This window comes from Anaeromassilibacillus sp. 1001302B_160321_C8, assembly GCF_015554745.1.
GTDB classification, from domain to species: domain Bacteria; phylum Bacillota; class Clostridia; order Oscillospirales; family Acutalibacteraceae; genus Anaeromassilibacillus; species Anaeromassilibacillus stercoravium.
In genome coordinates, this window is sequence record NZ_JADNJD010000018.1 from 32,528 (window position 1) to 55,993 (window position 23,466).

Consider the following 23,466-nt stretch of genomic DNA (forward strand, 5'->3'; position numbering starts at 1 on the left):
TCTGCCCGCTCTGTTACAGGTCCGTTTTGACGCGCTATGCCGCAGGAAAGAATTCTGCACCAGAATTGGGCGTAATTATTATTGATGTAAAAAGGATGTGGCTTTGATGAAAAGAATTGGTATTTTGACGAGCGGTGGAGACTGCCAAGGCCTCAATGCAGCTATTCGCGGCGTTGCAAAAGCGCTGTATGAAGAATTCGGCGACAATGTGGAAATTTATGGCATTAACGACGGTTACCGCGGCTTGATCGAAGGCAATTATAAGCGCATGAAACCGGAAAATTTTTCCGGCATCCTTACGCTCGGCGGCACCATTTTGGGCACTTCGCGGCAGCCATTTAAGCTGATGCGTGTCATCGACGAAAACAGCGTGGATAAAGTCAAAAACATGAAGGACAATTACAAGAAGATGAAGCTGGATTGCTTGGTAGTCCTCGGCGGCAACGGTACCCATAAGACAGCCAATCTGCTCAGCGAAGAAGGGCTCAATGTTGTCTCGCTCCCCAAGACCATCGACAACGATGTCTGGGGCACGGATATGACCTTTGGGTTCCACAGCGCGATGGATATCGCCGCCAACGTTTTGGACTGTATCCACACTACAGCTACGTCCCATGGGCGCGTCTTTATTGTCGAGATCATGGGGCACAAGGTCGGTTGGCTCACCCTGTACGCGGGCATTGCAGGCGGAGCCGACGTAATCCTCTTGCCGGAAATCCCCTACGACATCGACAGCATTGTTAAGACCATCCGTCAGCGCAACGAATCGGGCAAACGTTTCTCCATCCTTGCCGTTGCGGAGGGCGCTATGTCCAAGGAAGAGGCAAAACTCAGCAAAAAGGAATTTAAAGCTGCGCGCGCAAGTATGACATATCCCTCGATCTCCTATCGCCTGGCAAAGGAAATCGGCGACAAGACCGGCCAGGAGATCCGCGTGACGGTTCCTGGACATTTCCAGCGTGGAGGCAGCCCCTGCCCCTATGACCGTGTGCTGTCCACCCGTTTTGGCGCTGCGGCCGCAAAGCTGATTGTTCAGAAGCAGTACGGCAATATGGTCGCTTTACAAAATGGGAAAATTGTTCCCGTGCCTCTCTCGGAAGTTGCTGGGAAGCTCAAAACGGTTCCGAAGGACTGCGATGTCATCCAGACCGGGCGCGATATCGGCATCTGCTTCGGCGATTGATCGTAAAGGAGGTTGCCTGACCATGTTTGATTTTGAAAATCACAACCACTTTTTGAAAATTCTTAGCCTGATCGGAATGGTTGCCGCAGGAATTGGCGTGCTTTTGACCGCTGTGAGTGGCTGGGCCCTTTGGAAATGGATTCGCTGCATGGATACCGTGCAAAAATCTTTGCCCACAATCAAAAAAGCGTCCGCCCTATACATCGAAAAGAATGAAAAGGAGCTGGATGACGAGTATTTCTCCGAGGACAGCGACTGCATTTCCTTTTAAACGTTCCCATCCGAATATATAAGCAAGATTTGCTATGTGAAAAAAGAGACGGTTATTGTACATAACCGTCTCTTTTTGATTCAGAAGGTTCATCCACTGTAACGTCTTCTTGGATCTGTGCAAAAAGGGCGTCGCCAATGCCCTTTACCTCCTTGAGCTCTTCCACGCGGGTGAAACCGCCGTACTCTTCCCGGTAATCGAGAATGCGTTGCGCAATCGCCGGGCCAATTCCAGGCAGCGTATCCAACTCTTCCAAGGAAGCGGTATTCAGATTGATCTTCCCGGGTGATTCCGCTTGCGACTCGTCCACACCATCAGCGGAAACGTCGGTCTCTACAAAGCTCTCCAAGGAAGCATCCGGCACATAAAAGGCATTGTATCCGATCAATAGCGCACAAAAGACCAGCGCAATTGCGATGAGAATCCGCGTCTGCCGTTTTTCCTCCTCCATGTTCCAGCCACTTCCCCCCGCTTTAGCGATGCCTTCGTTCGATCTCCTCGATCAAGTCCGCGACCGCCCCCTGGTAGCAGTGCCCTACCACCAGATCAGCTTGTTCTTTTAAGTCGTCCGGCGCATTTTCTGGGACTACCGACACGCCGGCCGCCTCCAAAAGCTCCGTGTCGTTGTAGTAATCCCCAATCGCATAGACGTTTTCCATACGGAATCCTGCCAACTCCGCCGCCTTTACAAGGGCATTTCCCTTGCTTGCCTGTTCCGGAAGCATTTCCAGATAATTTTCCGAAGAGGAGACAAACCGCACTCCCGGATGTGGAAAGGTCGCGGAAAAGGCTTCCATTGCATCCTTTTTCTCCGGATCGTCCGCAAACAGCGCCTTATACCAAGGCTGCGCAGGATCGATCGGCGGCCCTTCTTTCCAGGAGACGCCTTCATGGTTGAGATGTTCGGTCACATAAGCATTGCGTCGGAGAATGTGTATGGTCTTGATGCAAAAATATTCGATTCCCGCTGTGGGAAACCGGTCGTATAATCTTTGGATGTATTCAGCAGCAGTACGTTGATCCAGGTGGCAATCCCACAGCATCTTCTGTTGGGTATAATCGTACAAGATTGTCCCATTTAGGCAGATACAGGGGCCTTTGGGATGTGTCAGCTCTGCATAGTGTCCTCCCGACAAAATCGAACGCCCTGTCGCAATGGCGAAACTTCCTCCCTCTTGCTGAAAGCGTGCGATGGCATCTAGGTTGCGCTGTGGGACAACAAAGTTCTCCCCAATTAAGGTGCCGTCGAGATCACTCACCAGAAGAATCCCGCTCAAGTCCACATTCCATTCCTCCAAATGTCTGTTTTTTCAATTTTTCCAGAAACGCCGTGAAGTAGGACGGCAGTTCGCTTGTAATCTCCAGATATTCCCCTGTGCGGGGATGGACAAAACCAATGACACGCGCATGCAAACACTGGCCGTCCAGATTCGGCACAGGCTTTTTCGGCCCATAGACCGGGTCCCCTGCTACCGGATGGCCGATATACGCCATATGCACACGGATCTGATGGGTTCGGCCGGTCTCCAATTTCAAACGCACGTGGGTAAACCCCTTATAGCGCGCCAACACCTCAAAATGCGTGACGGCATGGCGGGAATTCTTTTCTGTGACTGCCATGCGCTTGCGGTCCGTCGGATGACGGCCAATCGGCGCATCTACGGTGCCGGTATCCTCCTTGAGGTTCCCGTGGACCACCGCCTCATACATGCGTGTAAAACTGTGTTCTTTGATCTGCTCTGCCAAACGCTGATGGGCAAAATCGTTTTTGGCAACGATCAGCAGGCCGCTGGTGTCCTTATCGATCCGATGGACAATCCCAGGCCGGATCACGCCGTTGATCCCCGAAAGGGAATCGCCGCAGTGCGCCAACAGCGCGTTGACCAGCGTTCCACCCGCATGTCCGGCTGCCGGATGCACCACCATTCCCTTGGGCTTATTGACCACCAGCAGGTCCGCATCCTCATAACGGATATCCAGTGGGATCGCCTCCGGCAGAATATCCAACCCAACCGGTTCCGGCAAGATCACTTCGATTGCATCCCCTGCGCGCAGGCGGTATTTTTTATCCAGAGTTTTCCCTCCACTGGAAACCTGGCCCTGCTCGGCCAGGCGCTCCGCGGCAGAACGTGTGAGTTCTTCCACGCGGACCGAGAGAAACTTATCCAGGCGCATTCCCTCGTCCTCCGGCCCTGCTACGATGTGCAGTGTCTCCCCCAGGAGCATTTCAGGATTTCTCATGCTTTTCCAACTGTTTCCCATCTTTCTTGTCTAAAAAGAACAGGATATGCACCATCAAGAGGACAGTACCGACTGTAACGCAACAGTCCGCAAAATTGAAAATAGGAGGGAAAAACGATACCTGGATATAATCGACGACATATCCCAAAAAGATGCGGTCAATCAAATTTCCGATCCCACCGCCAATGATCAAAATGGAGGCAGCAATCGAGCAGGCACTGTGCTTTTTATAAAGGAATAGGCCTGCAATCAACAAAACCGTGATGACTCCCGTTGTAACAATAAAAAACCAACGCTGATCTTGCAGCATTCCAAACGCTGCACCGCGATTTTCCAAATAAGTGAAGTCCAAAAGGCCCGGAATTGCTGTCACACTTCCAACCGGCTTGAGTTGTGATACTACCAGGCATTTAATCAGCTGATCCGCCAAGGCAGCCACAACCGCCAGGACCAGGGAAAGAATGGCCAATATAAATTCCTCCTTTGCGCCTTCGCGCGGTTTCGTATTGGATGAAAAAAGGGCGAACTTCTGCCCGCCCTTTCCTACCATATTTTTTATCTTCCCATACAATGGGTTTTCAATCCATCGCCGCAGCGAATCAGCTTAAAGCCTCCGCGCAATGCTTGCAAACATCCGGATGTGCAGGATCACTGCCCACCGTATCGCTGAAGCTCCAGCAGCGGGCGCACTTCTCACCCTCCGCATGGCTGACCGTAACCGAAAGCTCCGGAACCTCTTCGCCCGCGAACTCGCCTTTTCCGCTGTTCGATACCTCGATCTGCGAGACGATAAACACATCGGCCAACTCGCCCTCGACCGATTTGACAAAGTCATACAGCTCGCCTTCGCAGAACAACTGCACCTTTGCATCCAGAGACGCACCGATCACCTTGTTCTTACGCGCCAGCTCCAACGCCTTCTTGACGTCGTCGCGCAGCTGATGGATGCGGTCCCAACGTGCGGTGAACGCCTCGTCCACATCCACGCCGGTCGTCTTCGGCATCTCATTAAACAGCACGCATTCCTTGTCAGCACTGCTGTCGTGCGGCATTGCCTGCCAAATTTCATCCGAGGTATAGGCCAGAATGGGCGAAACCAAGCGCGTCATGCCATCCAGAATCATATACATAGCGGTCTGCGCTGCACGGCGGTTCTGGCTGTCCGCCTTCTCCACATAGAGACGGTTCTTCAGCACATCGAGATAGAAGTTCGACATATCCACCACGCAGAAATTGTGAATCGCGTGATAGGCATTGTGGAATTCATACGTCTCATAGGCCTCTTTGCATTTTGCAGCCAGTGCATCCAGCTTTGTCAGCGCCCAACGGTCGATCGGCTGAAGCTGGTCGAGCGAAACGCGATCTTGATCCGGGTCAAAATCCGAAAGATTGCCCAGGATAAAGCGCGCCGTGTTGCGGATCTTCCGATAGGCGTCGGAGAGCTGTTTGAGAATTTCCTTGGAAATGCGGATATCCGCATGGTAATCAGAGGAAGCCACCCATAGGCGCAGGATGTCCGCGCCGTACTGGTCGATGATCTCCTGCGGGACAATGCCGTTCCCCAGGGACTTGCTCATCTTGCGGCCTTCGCCGTCCACCACCCATCCGTGGGTGACGACCGCCTTATAGGGCGCGGTGCCGCGTGTTGCAACGCTGGTCAGCAGGGAGGACTGGAACCATCCGCGATACTGGTCGGCACCCTCCAGGTAGAGATCCGCCGGCCATTTCAGCTCGGAACGCTGCTGCAAAACCGCCGCATGGGAGGAACCGGAGTCAAACCAGACGTCCATAATGTCGTGTTCCTTCTTAAAGTCCGTGCAGCCGCATTTCTTACATTTCATGCCCTCCGGCAAAAGATCCTTCTCCTCCATGGCATACCAGGCGTCGGAACCCTTCTCCCGGAAGATGTCCGAGATGTGCAGCATCACGTCTTTGTCGATCAACGGCTCGCCGCACTCCTTGCAGTAGAAGATCGGGATCGGCACACCCCAGCGGCGCTGGCGGGAAATACACCAGTCCTTGCGGTCCAATACCATGGACGTGATGCGGTCTTTGCCCCATCCCGGGATCCATTCCACCTCGTTGATGGCCTCAACCGCCTGCTTCTTGAAGGCGTCCACGGAGCAGAACCACTGCTCTGTCGCGCGGAAGAGCACCGGATTCTTGCAGCGCCAGCAGTGCGGGTACTGGTGGATGATGTGCTGCATAGCAAACATCGCGCCGGTCTCCTGCAGGTGCTTGGCGATCACCTTATTGGCTGCCTCAGTGGTCAATCCTGCAAATTGCCCTGCCTCTTCGGTGAGCTTGCCGTGGCTGTCCACCGGCACCACAATGGGCAGGTCCGGATAATGGTCGCGGCAGACCTCAAAGTCCTCCACACCGTGTCCGGGAGCCGTATGCACGCAGCCCGTGCCGCTTTCCAGGGTGACATGGTCGCCTAAGATCACCAAAGAGGTGCGGTCCAGGAACGGATGCTGCGCCTTCATATATTCGAGGTCGCTCCCTTTAAAGGTGGCAACCACTTCATAATCGGTCTTTTCAGCCTCTTTCATAGCGCTTTCCATCAACGCAGAGGCCATCACATAATATTCGTCCCCGCATTTGATCAGGGAATATTCAAATTCCGGGCCCAAGCAAATGGCAACGTTGCCGGGCAGGGTCCACGTGGTCGTGGTCCAAATGACGAAATAGGTCTTGGAGAGGTCAACTCCTTTTGCCGTAAACAGGCCCTTGTCGTCCGTCACGCGGAACTTCACATAGATGGAATTGCAGGGGTCTTCCGCATATTCGATCTCTGCTTCCGCCAGGGCAGTCTCACACTCCGGGCACCAATACACGGGCTTGAGGCCCTTGTAGATATAGCCCTTTGTCGCCATCTCTGCAAAGATCTTGATCTGCTCTGCCTCAAAGTCATGTGTCAAGGTGATGTAGGGGTGTTCCCAATCGCCAATGCCGCCCAAACGCTTAAACTGGTTGCGCTGGTCGTCCAAATATTTCAGCGCGAATTCCCGGCAAATTTCACGCAGCTCGACGTCCGAAATGGTTGTGGAATTCTCCACACCCGCCTTTTTGCGCGCCTTGAGCTCCGTGGGCAGGCCGTGTGTATCCCAGCCGGGCACATACGGCGCTTTATATCCCGCCATATTGCGGTAGCGGACGATGATGTCCTTCAACGTTTTATTTAAAGCCGTGCCCAGATGAATGTCGCCGTTGGCATACGGAGGGCCGTCGTGCAACACAAAGAGCGGTTTCCCCTCGTTCTTTTCCAACACTTTTTCATAGATATGCTTTTCTTCCCAATTTTTGAGCATCTCCGGCTCCCGCTTCGGCAGACTGGCCTGCATCGGGAAATCGGTTTTGGGAAGGTTCAGCGTACTTTTATAATCCATCGGTCTCTACTCTCCTTGGTTTTATTTGCCCGGCGTAAATACATCCGTCGGTATATTCAGGCCGTCCTCGCCGTGTGGAAGAGGCTCCTGCGGCGAAACGTCCAAATCATCGTCAAAATTCGCAATGGTCACATGGAAATCCGGCGGCAATTCCATCGTCGGTTCCTCAGGGGCAGGCGCTTCTTCCGGCTCTTTGGCGAGCTGCGGCTTTGCCTCCTGTTCCGGCTGCGGCTTGTAGGTTGGAATCGCATCGATCATTGTCAAATGCTTCTTGTAAGTCTCTAAAAGCTGTGCACGGAAATCGGAGACCTCTTTCTTCAAGCGCTCCAACTCGCGTTTTTGCTCCTGAATATTCTCCTCCGCTGCGCTGGCGATATTCCCGGCTTTCAGCGTCGCATCTTTTACGATGATCTCCGCCTTGTGACGCGCTTCACGGATAGAAGCATCGCCCAGCTTCTGCGCACTGACGAGGGCGTTCTTAATTTCGTCCTCTTCCTGCCGGTAATCTTCAATCTTTCCGGCCAGGACTTCCAGCTTTTTGAGAAGCTGCTCTTTCTCTGCGTTTTGCTTCTCCATCTCTTCCTTCAGCTCAATATTCTTTTTTTGCAGCTCGTCGTACGATTCCTTCACCTGATCGATGAAATTATCCACATCTTCGGTGTTGTACCCGGAAAGCCGCGACTTTCGGAAGCTAACATTGATGATGTCGTTCAACGTAAGCATATAGGAAGCCTCCCAATCAAATATATTTTCTACCGGCAATGCTGAGCCGCCCTTTTTTTGTCAAGGGACCTACACGGTCCAGAATATACCGTCCTTTTCCCCGGACAGACAGCTTAGCCCCCTCTGAAACCGGCGTGGAAACAGAGGTGACCACCTCGTGATTGAGCATCACCAATCCTGCGGAAATCAAACCCGCCGCTTTTTCCCGGCTGACCCCCGCGGCTAACGCGGCGATGCAGTCCAGGCGGGCAGACGCCACCACCCCGGAAAACGGCGCAAACGTATGCGGCACAGGGAGCGGTTCCTGCGCCCCGCGTGAAAGCTTTACTCCCACGCGCCCGATCTTGTCGGTCTGCTGCAAAAGGAAATCCGCAATCTCAGAGCGCGCGAATAAAACCGCGCGCCCGGGTTCCACCAGGATATCCCCCAACGTCTCGCGGACAACGCCCTTGGAAAGCAGCGATCCCAAAAAATCACGATGGGTGAGCGAATCGCACTGCCGGTATGAAACCGTTACCGTTTCCAAGGGGAACTCCTCCGGGCACGCCTCCAGATAATCCGGGAAAGCGCCAAAGAGCACACGTTCCGCCTCCACATACCCGCCCCAAAGCAAATAATTGGAAAAGCCGGTGCGGCGCATGATGGTTTGCGCCACACCCGCTTGCCGTTCATCCAAAAAGCCGACAAAATGCGGGCGGCCGCGCTCTGCAATGCGCACAGCGTCCCGCAGCTTGGCCTCTAAAACAGCGTCGTCCATTCCTGCGCGCTTTTCCATTAAAAATACACGCCGTTGTTTTCCAATTCGTCCAGCACATCGTCGCCAGTCAGATCGACGTTGTACGGCGTAATGATAAAGGTGCGCGTAGCCACCGGCTTAATTTTGCCGTTTTGTGCATACGCGACGCCGCTGAGGAAATCGAGAATGCGGCGGGAGATGTTCTTCTCCGTATTTTCCAAATTGAGCACCACCGTATGGCGTTTCAAAAGCTCGTCCGCAATGGCGCGCACTTCTTCCCCATAATGCTCCGGCTTAAAGAGTACCACCTGAAGCTGAGCGGTTGCGTGGATATTGACCACTTTATTGCCGGTAGAACTGGACGGCGCACGGCGAATGCTGTCGCGCGGCTCCGAGATAGCTTCATGTTCCAAGGATTTCTCCTCTTCCTGCACCGCCTCGTCATAATCATAGTCATAATCATACTCGTCATCTGGCGGATTCCACATATTTTTAAATTTCTGTACCAGTCCTGCCATAATCCAAAGCCTCCTAAAATTCTTCTGCTCCCCGTGGAACGGCCGGCCATACTTGCGGCGCAGACCCATGTACCGATTCCCTCGGAGAATTTCCTCTTAAAGATTGGTATAGTTTCGAGCGCCAAACAGCGCCGAACCGACGCGCACCATGTTGGCGCCGGCCAAAATTGCCTGCACATAGTCCGCAGACATTCCCATGGACAAAACATCCATAGAAACATTATCTAATTTTTTGTGTTTCGTGTCAATAAAATATTCGAACATCTTTGAAAAATAGTGCTGTGTAGCAACATCACCGGCATCCGCTGGCGGGATCGCCATCAATCCGCGCACCCGGAGCGCAGGCAAACTGGAAATTTCCTCCAACAGGCCGCTCAATTGCTCCGGCAGGACTCCCGATTTGTTCTCCTCCCGGCCGATGTTGACCTCCACCAGGACGTCCATTGTTTGATGTTCCCGGACGCTCAACCGGGAAATCTCCTGCGCCAGCTTCATGCTGTCCACCGACTGGATCATGCTGACCTTCCCGATCAGATACTTCACCTTATTTGTCTGCAAATGGCCGATGAACTGCACATCGGTTTTTTCGCGCTCCAGGGCGTCGTATTTGTCGCACAATTCCTGCACGCGGTTCTCCCCGATGTGATCCAGCCCAAGCTCGATCCCATGGTTGATGACCTCCACCGGGACCGTCTTGGTCGCCGCAAGGAGGGTGATATCCTCCGGCTTGCGGCCTGAGCGGACCGCCGCTTCTGCGATCTCCGCCCGGATGCGCTTTAAATTTTCTTCCAGAGCGCGGCAGCGCTGCGCCAGCTCGTCATTCGACAACTTTTCCATCGTACAAATCCGTCCCTTCTACTACCACTTCATCGTAAAGATGTACCGTCCGATCGGTGAAGAGCCCTTCCACAGGTTCTTCCTGCTGCGTCCCATCCCCCTCTGTATCATCCTGGACAAAGGGGTCATACGACCGCGAATTTTCTTCTTCCGTCGTCAACACTTCGCAGATCACATAGCTGTTGGTGCTGTACAGGGGGAAGATCTGGCAGAACTGAATCTCGCTGCCATGCATGACGTAAACGCCCTTCACTTCCTTGGTAACGGTCCCATTGACATTGCCGTCCTTGTCGTATGTCTCTTTGGTGATTGTTTCAAAGTGCACCGACTTTTGGCTGACGCGGATTCCGTCGTATTCCTCGATCTCAATCTGGACCGTCTCGTTTCGCAGGCGCGCCAACGAAGCGTTCATATTATTGCAGCGCATCACAACGGCCCCCTCGGATTCCTTATCCTTTTGATTGACCTTGACGACTTCCGCCGGGAGCAGCTCAGCGGATGCAAATGGGAACGTCAATGTAACGCAACGGGCTTCATAACTGGTCTGGTTGGCCTTCTCCTGGAATTTCAGAGCGGTGTCCGCGTCGACAACGCAGACAAAATACCAGTTGAAGTCCCCGCAAACCTTGCCGATCGAGGCGGAGGGTGTCACCTGCATGGCCATCTTTTCGCGGATCTCCTCCGGGGTGATGTCTTCGATCTGGTCATAATCGAACACCCCTTCATAGCCGTCCACATGGCTGATAAAATAGCCGGAGGCCGGCGAAGCGATGCTTCCCGTCTGTGTCCCATGGGACGATGCAATGGACTGCCGCTCCGCCTGGAGCGTACTGATGCGCGCATTGAAATCGGTGACCTTTTCTGTGACAATCTGCTTTTCGTTCAATAGATAAAGAAACTCCTCCCGATATTCCGAGAGGCCGCTTAAGCCTTCTTGCCGGGAAGCAATGAGCAGATCCGTCAGTTCCTGGTTAATCTGCTTGTTCAACGAATCCGGGTTCGCCGCATATGTATCGCCGGGGGCATTGAGCTTTTGCAGCTTTTCAATTTCACTGTCCAGCTCCTGAAGCCGCCGCTGCGCTGTGGCGTCGGCTTCGTTCGCATAGGTGACCGCCACCGTACCGCCCTTGTGAATGTGCCCGCCGTCCTCGATGGCATAGGCCACCACGCCGTTCGCGGGCTGCTCGATCAAGCTTTCCTTCCGGATGGCGATCCCGGTCGTCTCGATTGTATCCGCTTCCGTCTTGCTCAAAGCCGTTTCTGTCCGCACGGTGCTGTAATTGGCGCTGTAAATTTGATAGCCGATGTAAAAAAACAGCAACAGAGCGATAAAGATGGACAGCAATCGCTTCAACATGGAATTGTTCATTCACATTCCCCCTTTGCAGCGCCGGCGGTCAGCCATTGTCCCGCCACTCATCCAAAATAACCTGTGCCGCCGATACGAGAGCCGCACCATCGGGATAATCGTCTACATGCAGCCAATGGACGCCTTCGTCCCGGCGGAACCAGGTCAGCTGCCGTTTGGCATAGCGGCGGGTCTCGCGCTTGATATTCTCGGCCACCTCATCCCGGGTGCACGCCCCTTGAAAATAGGGAATCCACTCTTTGTAGCCGATCGCCTGCCGCGCTGTAGAAGCACTTTGGGCGAGCGACTGGCGGGCTTCCTCCTCCAAGCCTGCATCCAACATCTCGTCTACCCGGCGGTTGATCCGGGCATAAAGCTTGTCCCGGTCGAGAAAATCCAGGCCGATCACGCAGGCATTATAGGGAGAAGGCTCCCTGCGGGAGTGCGCAATCTGCTGGGTCATGGTCTGGCCGGTTGTACGATAGATCTCAATTGCGCGGATCACCCTTCCCAGGTTGTTCGGATGAAGGCGCGCCGCCGACTCCGGGTCAATGCACCGCAGCTCGTCCATCAAAACCTGGACGCCCTCCTCTTCTGCGCGTTTCTTGAGCGCCGCGCGCAGAGCGTCGTCGCGGTCTTCCTTCGTAAATTGCAGATTCTGTAGAAAAGAGCGCACATAGAGGCCCGTCCCACCCGCTAGGATGGGAAGCCGTCCGCGCGCATGGACATCCGCCACGCACTGTGCCGCCAATTTCACATAGTCCGCCACGCTGAACGGCGTGTGAGGGTCCACAAAGTCGATCAGATGATGCGGCACACCGCGCATCTCATCCACCGTAGGCTTGGCAGTGCCGATCGTCATGCCGGTATAAATCTGCATGGAATCAGCTGAGACCACCTCCCCATCGTACCGAAGGGCGAGCTCTACCGCCAGCCAGCTCTTGCCGGAGGCGGTGGGTCCGACCACTGCGGCCACAGGAATGCGTTCCTCCATTTTTGTTGCTTTTGAGATCATTTCTATTATAACTCCATCTGGCAAAGAATTTGTCAAACACGGCCGAATTGCTTTTCCAAATCGCGTTTTTTCAAAAGGATCGAAACAGGCCGTCCGTGCGGGCAGTAGCGGATCTGCGAGTTCTGCTCCAACCGGTCTGCCAAGGCGAGCAATTCCTCCGGGTGGCTCTCGTCCCCAGCCTTGACCGCTGCGCGGCATGCGACATTGTGATAGAGCCAATCCAGCCGTTCGGTCGTGAGATCGTTCTTGCTGCTGGCGAGATACCCCGCCATCTCCATCACCGCGTCCGCTATGTCCTCGCCGCCCAAAATCAGCGGTGCGCTGCGCACCAAAACTGTCCCGGCGCCGAAGTCCTCCAATTCAAAACCAGCTTGCTCAAAGAGATCCAGGGCATTCAGCACAGCGGCATATTCGTTCTTTTCCAATGTAACGGTCACCGGTTCCAACAGCATCTGATGGGCGGCCGTCCCACGGTTTGCCTTTAACTCCTCGTAGAGCATCCGCTCGTGCGCGGCATGTTTGTCGATCAAAACCAGTTCATCCCCGCGCTCCAGGATGATATACGTTCCAAACGCCTCCCCGACCAAACGGGCCGGTGGGCGCTCTTGCTTGGGCAGTAGCGTCTCCGTGGGAGTTTGTTCTGCGGGAATTTGTTCTGTGGGGACCGGCTGCTCTTCTTTTACGGCCTCCGGCTGCGGCTGCGGAAGCGCCTCCACCGCCGCCCATTCTTCATCCTCCGGCCCGGCGACATCCGCAAAGCGCATATCCGCGCCAAAGGTGCGGGTCAATCCCGCAGGCGCGCCACTGTCATTCACGGCAAGGCCCGGAAGCGGCTCGGCGGGCTTGATCGGTAGAGAAGGTGCCTCCGGCTTAGGTGTAGCATCTGGTTCCTGTACCGCATGTTCCGTCTCCACGGCCTTCTGCGGAACCGGCTGCTCCGTCCGCAGGGGAAGCTGCTCCACCGTGCGGGTTTTTGGGAAAGGGGCCTGGGCGGGGCGCTCCAGCTTCATCACATGGGGGCTGTCCCATTGATTCAAAGCCGTCTTCACCCCGTGATAGACCGCATCAAAAATCGGGCGTTCATTTGAAAAGCGCACTTCAATTTTGGCTGGATGCACATTGACATCCACGGAACCATAGGCCATACGGAGATGCAGCACGCACGCCGGCATCTTTCCTACCATCAGGGAGCCTTTAAAGGCCTCCTCCAAGGCGACCATCGCGGTCCGGCTCTTTACATAACGGCCGTTGAGGAAAAAGTGCTGCATGCTGCGGTTGGGACGGGCATTTGCAGGCTTGCTGACAAAGCCGGACACCTCCACCCCGTTGTAGGCGTATTCCACCGGCATCAACCCGGCGGTAAACTCCTTGCCAAACACCGCGTAAATGGCGGACTTCAATTTTCCATCCCCTGGCGTGTGGAGCGTCTCCTTGCCGTCCCGAATGAAGCGCACGGAAACCTCTGGATGGGAAAGCGCCAGCCGGTCCATCACCGCCGCAACCGCGTTGGCCTCCGTCACATCCTTCTTTAGGAACTTCATGCGGGCGGGCGTGTTGTAAAAGAGGTCGCGCACCACGAAGGTAGTCCCCTGGGCGCAGCCCGCGTCCTCACAGCACTCCTCTTCCCCGCCGGAGATCACATAGTGCGTCCCCGCCAGCTCGTCCGCCGTGCGGGTGAGCAGCTCCACATGCGCCACCGCCGCAATGGAAGCCAGCGCCTCCCCGCGGAACCCGAGCGTGGCGATGTTTTCCAGATCGTCCTGTACCTTCACCTTGCTGGTTGCGTGCCGCAGGAAAGCGACCGGGACGTCTTCCCGCGCAATGCCGCAGCCATTGTCGGTAACACGCATAAAGGTCGTGCCGCCGTTTTTGATCTCCACCGTCAGGACGGTCGCGCCAGCGTCCACTGCATTTTCCACAAGCTCCTTGATGACGGAACTCGGCCGCTCCACCACCTCGCCGGCGGCGATCAGCTCGGCCACATGTTTATCCAGCACATTGATTTTTCCCATACGGCACCTCCTTTATCTTCATCGATCCCGATCTCTTTATTCCTTTGCAATCCTACAAAGCTCAAATAGCGTGTTCATGCATTCGATGGGCGTCAGTGTGTTGACGTCCAGCTGCCGCAGACGGTCCATCACCTCTGTCTCGTTTGGAGGGATCAGGGCCAACTGCACTTCCGGCTCCTCCTGGCGTTTTCTGCCGCGCGCCTTCGGCATGGAAACCTGCTGTCCCTGTTCCAACTCGGCCAAAATCTGTTTCGCGCGTGAAACCACCTTGTCCGGCACGCCAGCCAGCTTCGCCACTTCGATGCCAAAGCTGTCGTCCGCCCCGCCGCGCACGATGCGCCGTAGGAAGGTGATGTCGTCGCCGCGCTTCTTGACCGCGATATTATAGTTTTTCACGCCGTCGATAAGCGACTCCAGCTCGGTCAACTCGTGGTAGTGGGTGGCAAAGAGCGTCTTTGCGCCAAGAGCCTTTTTGTCTGCGGCATATTCCAGCACGGCGCGCGCAATGCTCATGCCGTCGTAGGTAGAGGTTCCGCGGCCAATCTCGTCCAGGATCAACAGGCTTTTGTCCGTCGCGTTTTTGATGATTTCCGCCACCTCGGTCATCTCCACCATAAAGGTGGACTGCCCGGAAGCGAGGTCGTCCGACGCGCCGACGCGCGTGAAAATGCTGTCTACAATGCCGATTTCCGCATAGGAGGCCGGGACAAAGCAGCCGATCTGCGCCATGATGACAATCAGGGCAATCTGGCGCATATAGGTCGATTTGCCCGCCATATTGGGGCCGGTGATGATCGCAACCCGGTTCTCCCCCTTGTCCAGCAGCACGTCGTTCGGTACAAAGGGCGCGTCCAAAAGCGTTTCCACCACCGGGTGGCGGCTCTCCTTGAGCAAAATCTTTCCATTGAGATCGACCACCGGCCGGGTATAGCCGTTGTCCACGGAGACCTGCGCAAAGGAAAGCAAGACGTCGAGGCGGGCCACTGCACGCGCTGTCTTTTGAATCCGGTTGAGCTGGGCGGCCACGGTCTTGCGAACCTCGTCAAAGAGCTGGTGTTCCAGCTGGACGGAGCGGTCGTGCGCGCCAAGGATGCGCCCCTCCAGCTCCTTGAGCTCCGGCGTGATGTAGCGCTCGCAATTGGTGAGGGTCTGCTTGCGTATGTACTCCGGGGGCGCCTGGTCCTTGTAGGCATTGGTGATCTCGATATAATAACCAAATACGCGGTTATAGCCGACCTTCAGTTTCGGAATCCCCGTGCGTTCGCGCTCCTTGGCCTCGATTTGCGCGATGATCCCCTTCCCATCGCTCATATCGCCCTTGAGCTCGTCCAGCTCCGCGCTGTAGCCGGGTTTGATGATGCCGCCCTCCCGGATGGTAAACGGCGGGTCCTCCACAATGGCGCGGTCGATCAGCTCCAACACATCGTCGAGCGTATCCAGGTCCTGGTAAACGCCAGAAAGCATGGCCGATTGCGCATCCTTCAAGAGGCCCTTCAACCCCGGCAGCTTGGCTGCTGCCGCCGCCAAAGACCGCAGTTCCCGCCCATTGGCGGAGCCGTACACAATCCGCGACATCAGGCGCTCCAAATCGTAGATTCCGGTGAGCTGCTCCGAGAGGCTGCCGCGCAAAATGGCATCCCCCGAGAGCTCTTCCACCGCATTCAAGCGGCGGCTGATCTGCGCCGGGCTGAGAAGCGGCTGCTCAATCCACGCGCGGATCAGGCGCTTGCCCATGGCCGTGCGGGTCTTATCCAACACCCAGAGCAGGGACCCGCGCTTTTCCTTGTTCCGCATGGTTTCGAGCAGTTCCAAATTCCGGCGGGCATTCAGGTCCAGCCGCATAAACTGAGCGCCGCTGTAGAGCTCGACCTCCGTCATACGCTCCAGTCCCGTCCGCTGGGTGCGCTTTAAATAGCACAGCAGGGCGCCAATCGCCCGCACCACCAGCGGGCTTTGCTCCAGACCCAACGCCTCGAGCGTCTCCTTTTGAAATTGCTCCAAAACAAGCGGTTCACACGTCTCCGCCTCATACTCCGCCGCCTCCAAAAGCTCCAAGCTGGCGGAAAGGCGTTCCTTGATGAAGGGCGGCAGGGTTTTGTATTCCAAAGCGTCCGGGTTGATGAGAATCTCCCGCGGTGAATAGCGCGAGAGCTCATTGACCAAGCGTTCCTCCAAATCCTCCCCTTCCAGGGTGGTGGCATGCAGCTCCCCCGTGGAGATGTCTGCAAAACAGATTCCCGCTTGCTTTCCCTCCGCGCAGAGCGAACAGATAAAATTGTTGCGCGTCTCATCCAGCATACTGCTTTCCAGCACGGTGCCGGGGGTGATGACGCGGACGATGTCGCGCTTGACAAGCCCCTTTGCGAGCGCAGGGTCCTCCATCTGCTCGCAGATGGCCACCTTGTACCCCTTCGCAACCAACCGGGCGATATAGGTCTCCGCGCTGTGGAACGGCACGCCACACATGGGCGCGCGCTCCTCCTGCCCGCAATCGCGCCCGGTGAGGGTCAATTCCAACTCGCGCGAGGCGAGCTTTGCATCGTCAAAAAACATTTCATAAAAGTCGCCCAGGCGGAAAAACAGAAGCGTGTCGGGATACTGCTCCTTGATCTGAAAATACTGCTGCATCATCGGGGATAAATTCGCCATGCCAATGCCTCTCCTCTTTCAAAAAAGAAACAATCCCCGCCGGAACAGGCCCGGCGGGAGGATCGTCTCTCGGTTCCATTCGAATGTTCTTCGTCCTTGGCGGGATCAGCCGCAACCGCCGCAGGCGGAACAATTCCCGCCGCAGGATTCCACATAGTCGGCCGTGTTCGGGTCCTCGCCGTCGGCGCTCTGGCTGATGATCGCGCTGATGCGCTGCAACAGCCGGTCAAAGTCCTCCTTTGCGCGGTTATAGGCCGTCATGTTCTCATTCTGCATGATGCGTGCATAGATATGGCGCATCTCGCCGTTCAGACGCTGCAGTTTTTCCTCGTCGCGCGTGTCGCTCTGGGTCTCGTTGCTGATGGCAATCCGCTTGAGGTTAAACTCCCCGATCAGCTCCTGCAGCTCTTCGTCCTTATCGCACTGTGCGCTCACGGTGCGCATGTTCAGATAACGCTCGTCCTTCTGTAGCTCGCGGCCGATCTCTCTGGCCAACTCAATAATATCCATATCCATCGCTCCTGTTCCTTATCAAATATAGGTGGTATATCAAGAATCCTTAAAAAAGGTTTCAAAGCGCTTTAATTGTTTGCTTCTTCCAGTTCCCCGCGCAAAATCCAATTGCGCGCGGCTGTCACACGAACATCGGCAAACGTTCCGATCCGAGACGCATCGCCCGGAAAATCCACCACGACGTTGCCGTCCGTCCGGCCGGTCAGCAGGCCGGTCTTTTCATTCTGCTCTTCCACCAGCACCCGCTGGACGGTTCCCACAGCCGCCGCACAGCGTCGCGCCGCAATCTGTTCCTGCACAGAACAGAGCTCCTGGAACCACTTGGTTTTCTCCTCCGCCGGGATGGGATCATTCATCTTTGCGGCACGGGTTCCCACGCGCGGCGAATAGATAAACGTGTAGAGGGAGGTAAACTCCACCCGCCGAATGAGGTCCACCGTGTCGAGGAATTCTTCATAGGTTTCCCCGGGGAAGCCGACGATGATGTCCGAGGTTAGAGAAAGATCCGGAATTTTGTCCTTCGCATAGGCGATCAGGTCCAAATATTTTTCACGCGTATAGCCGCGGTTCATCTCCCGCAGCACACGGTTGTTGCCGGATTGGAACGGAAGGTGCAGATGGTGGCTGATGTGCTTTCCCTGCGCGATGGTATCGATCAGCTCATGGGTTGCGTCCTTGGGATGGGAGGTCATGAAGCGGATGCGGTAATCGCCTTCCACCTCGTCGAGCATGCGCAGCAACGCTGAAAAATTGACCCCTTCCTCCCGATGCTTGCCGTAGGAATTCACATTCTGCCCCAACAGGGTGATATCTTTATACCCGGCCTGCACCAAGCCGGTGAATTCCTCCAAAATCGCCTGAGGAGAGCGGCTGCGCTCCCTGCCGCGCACGTAGGGAACAATACAGTAGGAACAGAAATTGTCGCAGCCGTACATCACCGTACACCACGCGCGCACATTTCCATCGCGGTGGATGGGAAGCCCCTCCACAATCTGCTGATCCTCGCTGTCGTCGCCGCGCTCAAACACACGGCGCCCGTCCGTCAACATGCGGAACATCAGCTCCGGAAATTTATGAATCACATGTGTGCCAAAGACCAAATTGACATAAGGAAAGCTCTTGCGAATGCGCTCCGCCACATGTTCCTGCTCCATCATGCATCCGCACAACGCAATCAGTACGGACGGATGGCGGCGTTTGACATTCTTTAAAGCACCCACATTGCCGAACACCCGGTCCTCGGCATGTTCGCGGATTGCACAGGTGTTGAACAGAATAAAGTCCGCTTCGTTTACGTCGTCCGTAAAACCGAACCCCATCTCTTCCAACTGGCCTTTGATTTTTTCGCCGTCCGCGACGTTCTGCTGGCATCCATAGGTGTGTACAAATGCCATGGGTTGAGGCCCGCGCGCACGGACCGCCATGATCTGCGCCACGTCCTCCATATATTGTTTTTGGGAAAATTCTGCCAAAAGGTTAGCCCTCCCCATGTTGTATGGTTTTCGAGTCATTATACCATATTGTGCATATTCTCGCAAGGGTTGCAGCATTTTTCACAAGATAAGCCCCACAAATTTTCCATCTTATCCGAATCTCTCGCTCAATGCCGCCCGCCCTTCCCAAGACTCGCCCTTTCCTCCGCTGCCCCAAAATCCCACCATACATAAAACAAGCGAGCGAAGCGCGCTTTACAGGACGGCGGATTCGCTTTGCAGGCGTAAACAGCGCCTTCTCTTACAACCGAAGCGAACAACGTCTTTACGGTAAAAAACAAACAAAGCAGAAGCCAGCATTTCTTTCCGCCAGCTTCTGCTTCGTTTGTATTCTTCATTCGTTAAAAGTGACGTGGATGCGTCCCAGATTGGTTTTCACTTGCAGCTGTTTCGTGCCGCCGGATTGCTCGGTCAAGTTGTTTTCGCCCAATTTCTGTTCTGTGACGATCCGATAATCCGCCTTTTTCCCTTGGATGCTTCCAGTGATTGCTCCAATCTGGTTTTGCAATTGAATGTCCGGGGATTCCAGGGAATCCAGGGAAATTGCCCCATTAGAGCTTTCGACCCGGATGGCCTGCGCCGCCTGAACCTGTGTCAAATAGATCGCACCGTTTCGGGTCGCAATCCCGATCTCTGGCGAGGTGCAACCGGTTAATCCGATAAAGCCGTTCGTCGCATGGAGTGCCAGCGATTGATCTGCCTGGACGTCGTGCAAAGAAATCGCTCCGTTCTTGCTTTCTACCGATAGTTTTTGAGCTGCAAACTCTTCCAAAACGATTGCGGCATTGTCTGTCACACAAGAGAAATCTGCAAGTTCCTGCAAATTTTTTGCAACGATCTTTCCGTTTCCGGTTTCCACCTTCAAACTTCCCATGTAAGCCGAAGGAATCTGCACATGAATGCGATAGCTCCCCTCTGTTTGGTCGGAACGCCGGTGGTCTTCATTTTTCAAAGTTACAGAACGGCCTTCGTTCTTGATGGAATAAAACTGTGTGTCATCGGTCTCGTAGAGGATCACCAGTTCTTCCTCTTCTGAGGATTCAAAAAGAATCTGTTTGTTTTCTGCATCAACCTCCACTACATCCACTTCCTCGACGGATGTGCGGTATTCTTCCATATGCTTCTCCGTCTGGCCCTCTTCGGATGGAGGGGTGGAAGCCTTCTCCCCTTGTACAGCTCCCTCTGGAAGCTGAGAAGATGGGATAGAATCCTCCATAGGGCCGATCGGTTCGGCAACCGAAGATGTCCGGAGTTCCCGATAGGTCAAAACGCCACAGGTAACCAGGGCTCCCATTCCGACTAGGACAGCCATCGTAACGCCCAAGGCAATCCATAACGGTTTCGTGCTGGACCGCCGCTGTGGATTTTCCAACAGAATTTTCTGGGCAAGCTGGTGGACGTCTCCCAGGCTTGCCACTGCTGCTTCTTCTGAAAGCCCGTTCTCCATCCGGTCCTCTACGATTTCCCGATAAAACGCAACGGTTGTCTGGCGGTCATTCTCCGGAAGTTTCCGAAGCAGCTTGTACAGCGTTTGGAAATAGGTCTCTTTTTTCACGGGTTCTTCCCCTCCTTGTCCGTACGTTCCCCCGCAGGCAACTGGTGCTTTTCGCATCCTGCCTGTAAAATGAACGCATGAATGCGTTCCAATTCCTTCCACTCTTCGCAAAAATCAGAAAGCCGCCGTTTCCCCAAAGAGGTTATCCGGTAATATTTCCGAAGACGGCCGTTGTGTGCAACAGAGTATGTTGTCAGGTATCCGCTCGCCTCCAAACGGCGCAAGATGGGATACAACGTCGATTCCGAGATCTCCACACAGGCGGATAAATCCTTCATAATTTGGTATCCATATGAATCTTGCCACTCCACCACCGCTAGGACACATACCTCCAAAAGCCCCTTTTTCAGCTGTATGTCCATATAGATACCTCCTATTCTACTATATTATATAATACATAGTATTGTCTGTCAAGAAATGGCTGTGTAATACCAATTTACACAGCCACCTCATTTTGCCTGGTACATCCAAGGGATTAGATTCCAAACGCGGATACGCCGCTTTAGATTTTTCTCTGTACGTCTGCCTGTTTTGAGCAATGAATCGTACCCCAAAACCCGCAAAACGCCACGCACCGCGTTATATCCGCTGCCCTCCCGCAGCATGACATCCACACTGTTCATAACGGTCCGCGGAAGCAACTCCTGCGAAAACAGCGCCTGTAGTTCCGTTTCCTGCTTAAAGCTGGTTTGCAACAGCAATTCCACCCGTTGAATTGCCTCCACCGCCTGGAAAATTTCCTTGCCGACTGGCTTCTCTTTTCCACGCTTGAGTTCAAACACCGTATCCCGCTTTAAAAGTGTTGGAGATTGCACGATATTCTGCGCATTCAGGAGGCAGCGGTATAAAAACTCCTGCGCGTACCCGTACCGGCATCCCTCGGTAAAATGCAGCCCGCATTCGCGCAGGAAACTGCGTTTCAATAACACTGCCGAAAGGTCGATCTGCAAATTTCCACGGATGACTTCCTTCATGTATTGCACGCCGGACTGCTGCTGGACCGCCTTACTGAGCGAACGGCGTTCCGCTAAACGGACATCTTCTTCACTGAAACTGCCAAATACAAAATCTGCGTCTGTGCGCTCCGCGGTTTCCAGATAGCCTTTTAAGAAGTCCATATACAACCGCCGGGCAAAAATAAAGGAAACATAGGTTCCGCTGGCTTTTTGTATTCCGGTATTGAGCGCTGCGGCAACGTCGCCGTCGCCATTTTGGATCACAAAGCCATGTAACTTCTCATTTTTGATGAGCTGCACACACTCCAAAGGCGTCCCATCTTCGGACCCCATATCCACCAAAATAAATTCTGCCTCGATCCCGTTTGTCTGCCTCACCACAGAACGCAAGATCCCAGAAATCTCCTGCTCTACATTCCGAACAGGCAGAATAATGGAAAGGTTGATCGCTTGCATACACTCACCCCTTATCCAAGCGAAGCCGCGCACAAGTTTATTGATAAAACTTTTATTCAGTATAGCACAAATCCCAAAAGATAAAAGCGCCAATTTTCCCAAAGATTATTCGTCCCTTGCCCCCTCTTCTGGTGAAACCATTGTCAACTGTGTTGCATGGTGAGAAGTCGCCTTCGTGACGGTAATATGCCATCCCTTAAAATCGAAAGTGTCCCCCACCGACGGGATTTTTCCGAGCAGTTCCATAGCCCATCCGCCGACGGAAGCAGACTCAAATTCATCCGAGTCTCCTAGATCAAATTCTTCAAATAGGTCATGCAGGTCCGCGCTGCAATTGATTACATAAGTATGGTCGTCGATTTGATTAAAGTAGTCGATCACCACGTCGTGTTCATCCCAAATGTCGCCCACGAGCTCCTCGATGATATCCTCCATCGTGACAAGCCCCTCTGTCCCGCCGAATTCATCGACGACGATCGCCATGTGGGATTTTGTCTTTTGCAGGGTTCGCAACAGGTCGGAAATCTTTACGGTCCGGCTGATGTAAAGGACCTTCTTCATCACCTGTTTGATATCGCTGATGCCACTTTTCTGAGCGCTGAAATAGTCCTTTTCGTGAACGATTCCTATGATGTTGTCAATGGAATCGGAATAAACGGGCAAGCGAGAGTATGTATTCTTGAGAAAAATATCCGAGATTTCCTGAAAAGGGCATTCCTCGTCGATGCCAACAATATCCACACGAGGCGTCAAAATATCGTCAGCCGTCAGGTCGTCAAATTCGATCGCTGAGCGGATCAGCTCGCCCTTTTCCTCGTCAATGCCACCTTCGCTTTGTGCTTCATCCACAATGGTTTTCAGTTCCTCCTGGGTCATTCGATTGTCCGACTTCTTCTTAAAGATCTTGTTGAGCAGCTTCTTCCACTGGGAAAAAATAAAATTAATCGGGGTCAAGATGGTAATCAAGAGTCTTAAAAATGGGGCGCTGAACCGTGCAAACGCCTCCGGATGCTCTTTGGCCAGGTTTTTGGGAGAGATTTCCCCAAAAATCAGCACGATGACCGTCATAACCGCCGTGGACACAGACACCCCGGCATCACCCAGCACATGGGTAAATACAATCGTCGCCAGAGAAGCACTGGCGATATTCACAATATTGTTCCCGATTAAGATTGTGGACAGCATTTTATCATAGTTCTCTGCGATGGAAAGTACAAGTGCGGCCCGAGAGTCGCCTGCCTCGGCCTCAGTTTTTAGACGAATTCGGTTTAACGTTGTAAAGGCTGTCTCAGAAGCAGAAAAGAACGCTGAAAACATTACACAAATAATAATCCCTACAATAATGCCAAAATCGGCACCTAGCATAATATATTACTCCTCTTTTGCAGTAAAATAGATTGATATTGATACAATTTTATCAGATTTCTACTTGATTTTCAATCCGCTAGTTTTTGCCCCTAGCCTGAAATAGCCAGAGAATCACGCCGATCTTTTATTCCATCGGATGCTCTTATGGATTTTCTTCTCATCGCGATGATTTAGCGGGACAATCGCCGGCTTCCATCCGAATG

At 54.1% G+C, this 23,466-nt stretch carries 21 protein-coding genes; 2 read left to right on the forward strand and 19 right to left on the reverse strand.

Going from position 1 to position 23,466, the window contains the following annotated elements; genetic code table 11:
- Nucleotides 1-106: 106 nt before the first annotated feature.
- Both I2E77_RS11585 and I2E77_RS11590 read left to right on the forward strand, forming a co-directional pair.
- The gene (locus tag I2E77_RS11585) at nt 107-1,183 is read left to right on the forward strand and encodes a 6-phosphofructokinase (RefSeq protein WP_191362704.1); all 1,077 of its coding nucleotides are present in this window, start codon (nt 107-109) and stop codon (nt 1,181-1,183) included.
- Nucleotides 1,184-1,205: 22 nt separating this feature from the next.
- Nucleotides 1,206-1,454, forward strand: coding sequence for a hypothetical protein (locus I2E77_RS11590; protein ID WP_087234869.1), 249 nt, complete (start codon nt 1,206-1,208; stop codon nt 1,452-1,454).
- 52 nt (nt 1,455-1,506) lie between these two features.
- Here I2E77_RS11590 and I2E77_RS11595 read toward each other — a convergent pair whose 3' ends face one another.
- The 19 genes from I2E77_RS11595 to I2E77_RS11685 all read right to left on the reverse strand — a co-directional run bounded on the left by I2E77_RS11595 (nt 1,507) and on the right by I2E77_RS11685 (nt 23,260).
- Entirely contained in the window at nt 1,507-1,905 is a 399-nt protein-coding gene (locus tag I2E77_RS11595; RefSeq protein ID WP_087234870.1) for a ComEA family DNA-binding protein, read from the reverse strand.
- Nucleotides 1,906-1,927: 22 nt separating this feature from the next.
- Entirely contained in the window at nt 1,928-2,737 is an 810-nt protein-coding gene (locus tag I2E77_RS11600) for a Cof-type HAD-IIB family hydrolase (RefSeq protein WP_191362706.1), read from the reverse strand.
- Entirely contained in the window at nt 2,706-3,695 is a 990-nt protein-coding gene (locus I2E77_RS11605; protein WP_442858924.1) for an RluA family pseudouridine synthase, read from the reverse strand. Before I2E77_RS11605 ends, I2E77_RS11600 begins: the two co-directional genes overlap by 32 nt.
- The gene (gene lspA, locus I2E77_RS11610) at nt 3,682-4,164 is read right to left on the reverse strand and encodes a signal peptidase II (RefSeq protein ID WP_237966826.1); all 483 of its coding nucleotides are present in this window, start codon (nt 4,162-4,164) and stop codon (nt 3,682-3,684) included. Before lspA ends, I2E77_RS11605 begins: the two co-directional genes overlap by 14 nt.
- Before the next feature lie 130 nt (nt 4,165-4,294).
- Nucleotides 4,295-7,084 (reverse strand): isoleucine--tRNA ligase, encoded by a 2,790-nt coding sequence (gene ileS, locus I2E77_RS11615; protein ID WP_195451276.1) that lies wholly within the window; start codon nt 7,082-7,084, stop codon nt 4,295-4,297.
- Nucleotides 7,085-7,105: 21 nt separating this feature from the next.
- Nucleotides 7,106-7,807 carry a DivIVA domain-containing protein gene (locus I2E77_RS11620; RefSeq protein ID WP_191441166.1) on the reverse strand — a complete coding sequence of 234 codons (702 nt, stop codon included), beginning with the start codon at nt 7,805-7,807 and terminating at the stop codon, nt 7,106-7,108.
- Between the two features lie 16 nt (nt 7,808-7,823).
- Entirely contained in the window at nt 7,824-8,582 is a 759-nt protein-coding gene (locus I2E77_RS11625) for a YlmH family RNA-binding protein (protein WP_195451277.1), read from the reverse strand.
- Nucleotides 8,582-9,061 carry a cell division protein SepF gene (locus I2E77_RS11630; protein WP_087234877.1) on the reverse strand — a complete coding sequence of 160 codons (480 nt, stop codon included), beginning with the start codon at nt 9,059-9,061 and terminating at the stop codon, nt 8,582-8,584. The genes I2E77_RS11625 and I2E77_RS11630 overlap by 1 nt, the downstream gene beginning before the upstream one ends.
- Before the next feature lie 96 nt (nt 9,062-9,157).
- Nucleotides 9,158-9,898, reverse strand: a complete 741-nt coding sequence (locus I2E77_RS11635; RefSeq protein WP_191395324.1) for a YggS family pyridoxal phosphate-dependent enzyme — start codon at nt 9,896-9,898, stop codon at nt 9,158-9,160.
- The gene (locus I2E77_RS11640) at nt 9,879-11,267 is read right to left on the reverse strand and encodes an HlyD family efflux transporter periplasmic adaptor subunit (RefSeq protein WP_195451278.1); all 1,389 of its coding nucleotides are present in this window, start codon (nt 11,265-11,267) and stop codon (nt 9,879-9,881) included. Before I2E77_RS11640 ends, I2E77_RS11635 begins: the two co-directional genes overlap by 20 nt.
- Nucleotides 11,268-11,295: 28 nt before the next feature.
- A complete protein-coding gene (miaA, locus tag I2E77_RS11645; RefSeq protein ID WP_237966828.1) occupies nt 11,296-12,261 on the reverse strand; it encodes a tRNA (adenosine(37)-N6)-dimethylallyltransferase MiaA in 966 nt (321 codons plus the stop codon).
- Nucleotides 12,262-12,293: 32 nt separating this feature from the next.
- Entirely contained in the window at nt 12,294-14,273 is a 1,980-nt protein-coding gene (gene mutL / locus I2E77_RS11650) for a DNA mismatch repair endonuclease MutL (RefSeq protein WP_195451279.1), read from the reverse strand.
- Between the two features lie 36 nt (nt 14,274-14,309).
- On the reverse strand, nt 14,310-16,922 hold the full coding sequence (mutS, locus tag I2E77_RS11655; protein WP_195451280.1) for a DNA mismatch repair protein MutS: 2,613 nt from the start codon (nt 16,920-16,922) through the stop codon (nt 14,310-14,312).
- 105 nt (nt 16,923-17,027) lie between these two features.
- Nucleotides 17,028-17,432: a YlbF family regulator gene (locus I2E77_RS11660; protein ID WP_191362713.1), complete on the reverse strand. Its 405-nt coding sequence runs from the start codon at nt 17,430-17,432 to the stop codon at nt 17,028-17,030.
- Between the two features lie 71 nt (nt 17,433-17,503).
- Nucleotides 17,504-18,907 carry a tRNA (N6-isopentenyl adenosine(37)-C2)-methylthiotransferase MiaB gene (gene miaB, locus I2E77_RS11665; protein WP_243252611.1) on the reverse strand — a complete coding sequence of 468 codons (1,404 nt, stop codon included), beginning with the start codon at nt 18,905-18,907 and terminating at the stop codon, nt 17,504-17,506.
- A gap of 355 nt (nt 18,908-19,262) precedes the next feature.
- The gene (locus tag I2E77_RS11670) at nt 19,263-20,483 is read right to left on the reverse strand and encodes a DUF4097 family beta strand repeat-containing protein (protein ID WP_195451282.1); all 1,221 of its coding nucleotides are present in this window, start codon (nt 20,481-20,483) and stop codon (nt 19,263-19,265) included.
- A complete protein-coding gene (locus tag I2E77_RS11675; protein WP_087234885.1) occupies nt 20,480-20,845 on the reverse strand; it encodes a PadR family transcriptional regulator in 366 nt (121 codons plus the stop codon). The genes I2E77_RS11670 and I2E77_RS11675 overlap by 4 nt, the downstream gene beginning before the upstream one ends.
- A gap of 87 nt (nt 20,846-20,932) precedes the next feature.
- A complete protein-coding gene (locus I2E77_RS11680) occupies nt 20,933-21,895 on the reverse strand; it encodes a glycosyltransferase family 2 protein (RefSeq protein ID WP_191362716.1) in 963 nt (320 codons plus the stop codon).
- 105 nt (nt 21,896-22,000) lie between these two features.
- Nucleotides 22,001-23,260 (reverse strand): HlyC/CorC family transporter, encoded by a 1,260-nt coding sequence (locus I2E77_RS11685; RefSeq protein ID WP_191362717.1) that lies wholly within the window; start codon nt 23,258-23,260, stop codon nt 22,001-22,003.
- Nucleotides 23,261-23,466 lie beyond the last annotated feature (206 nt).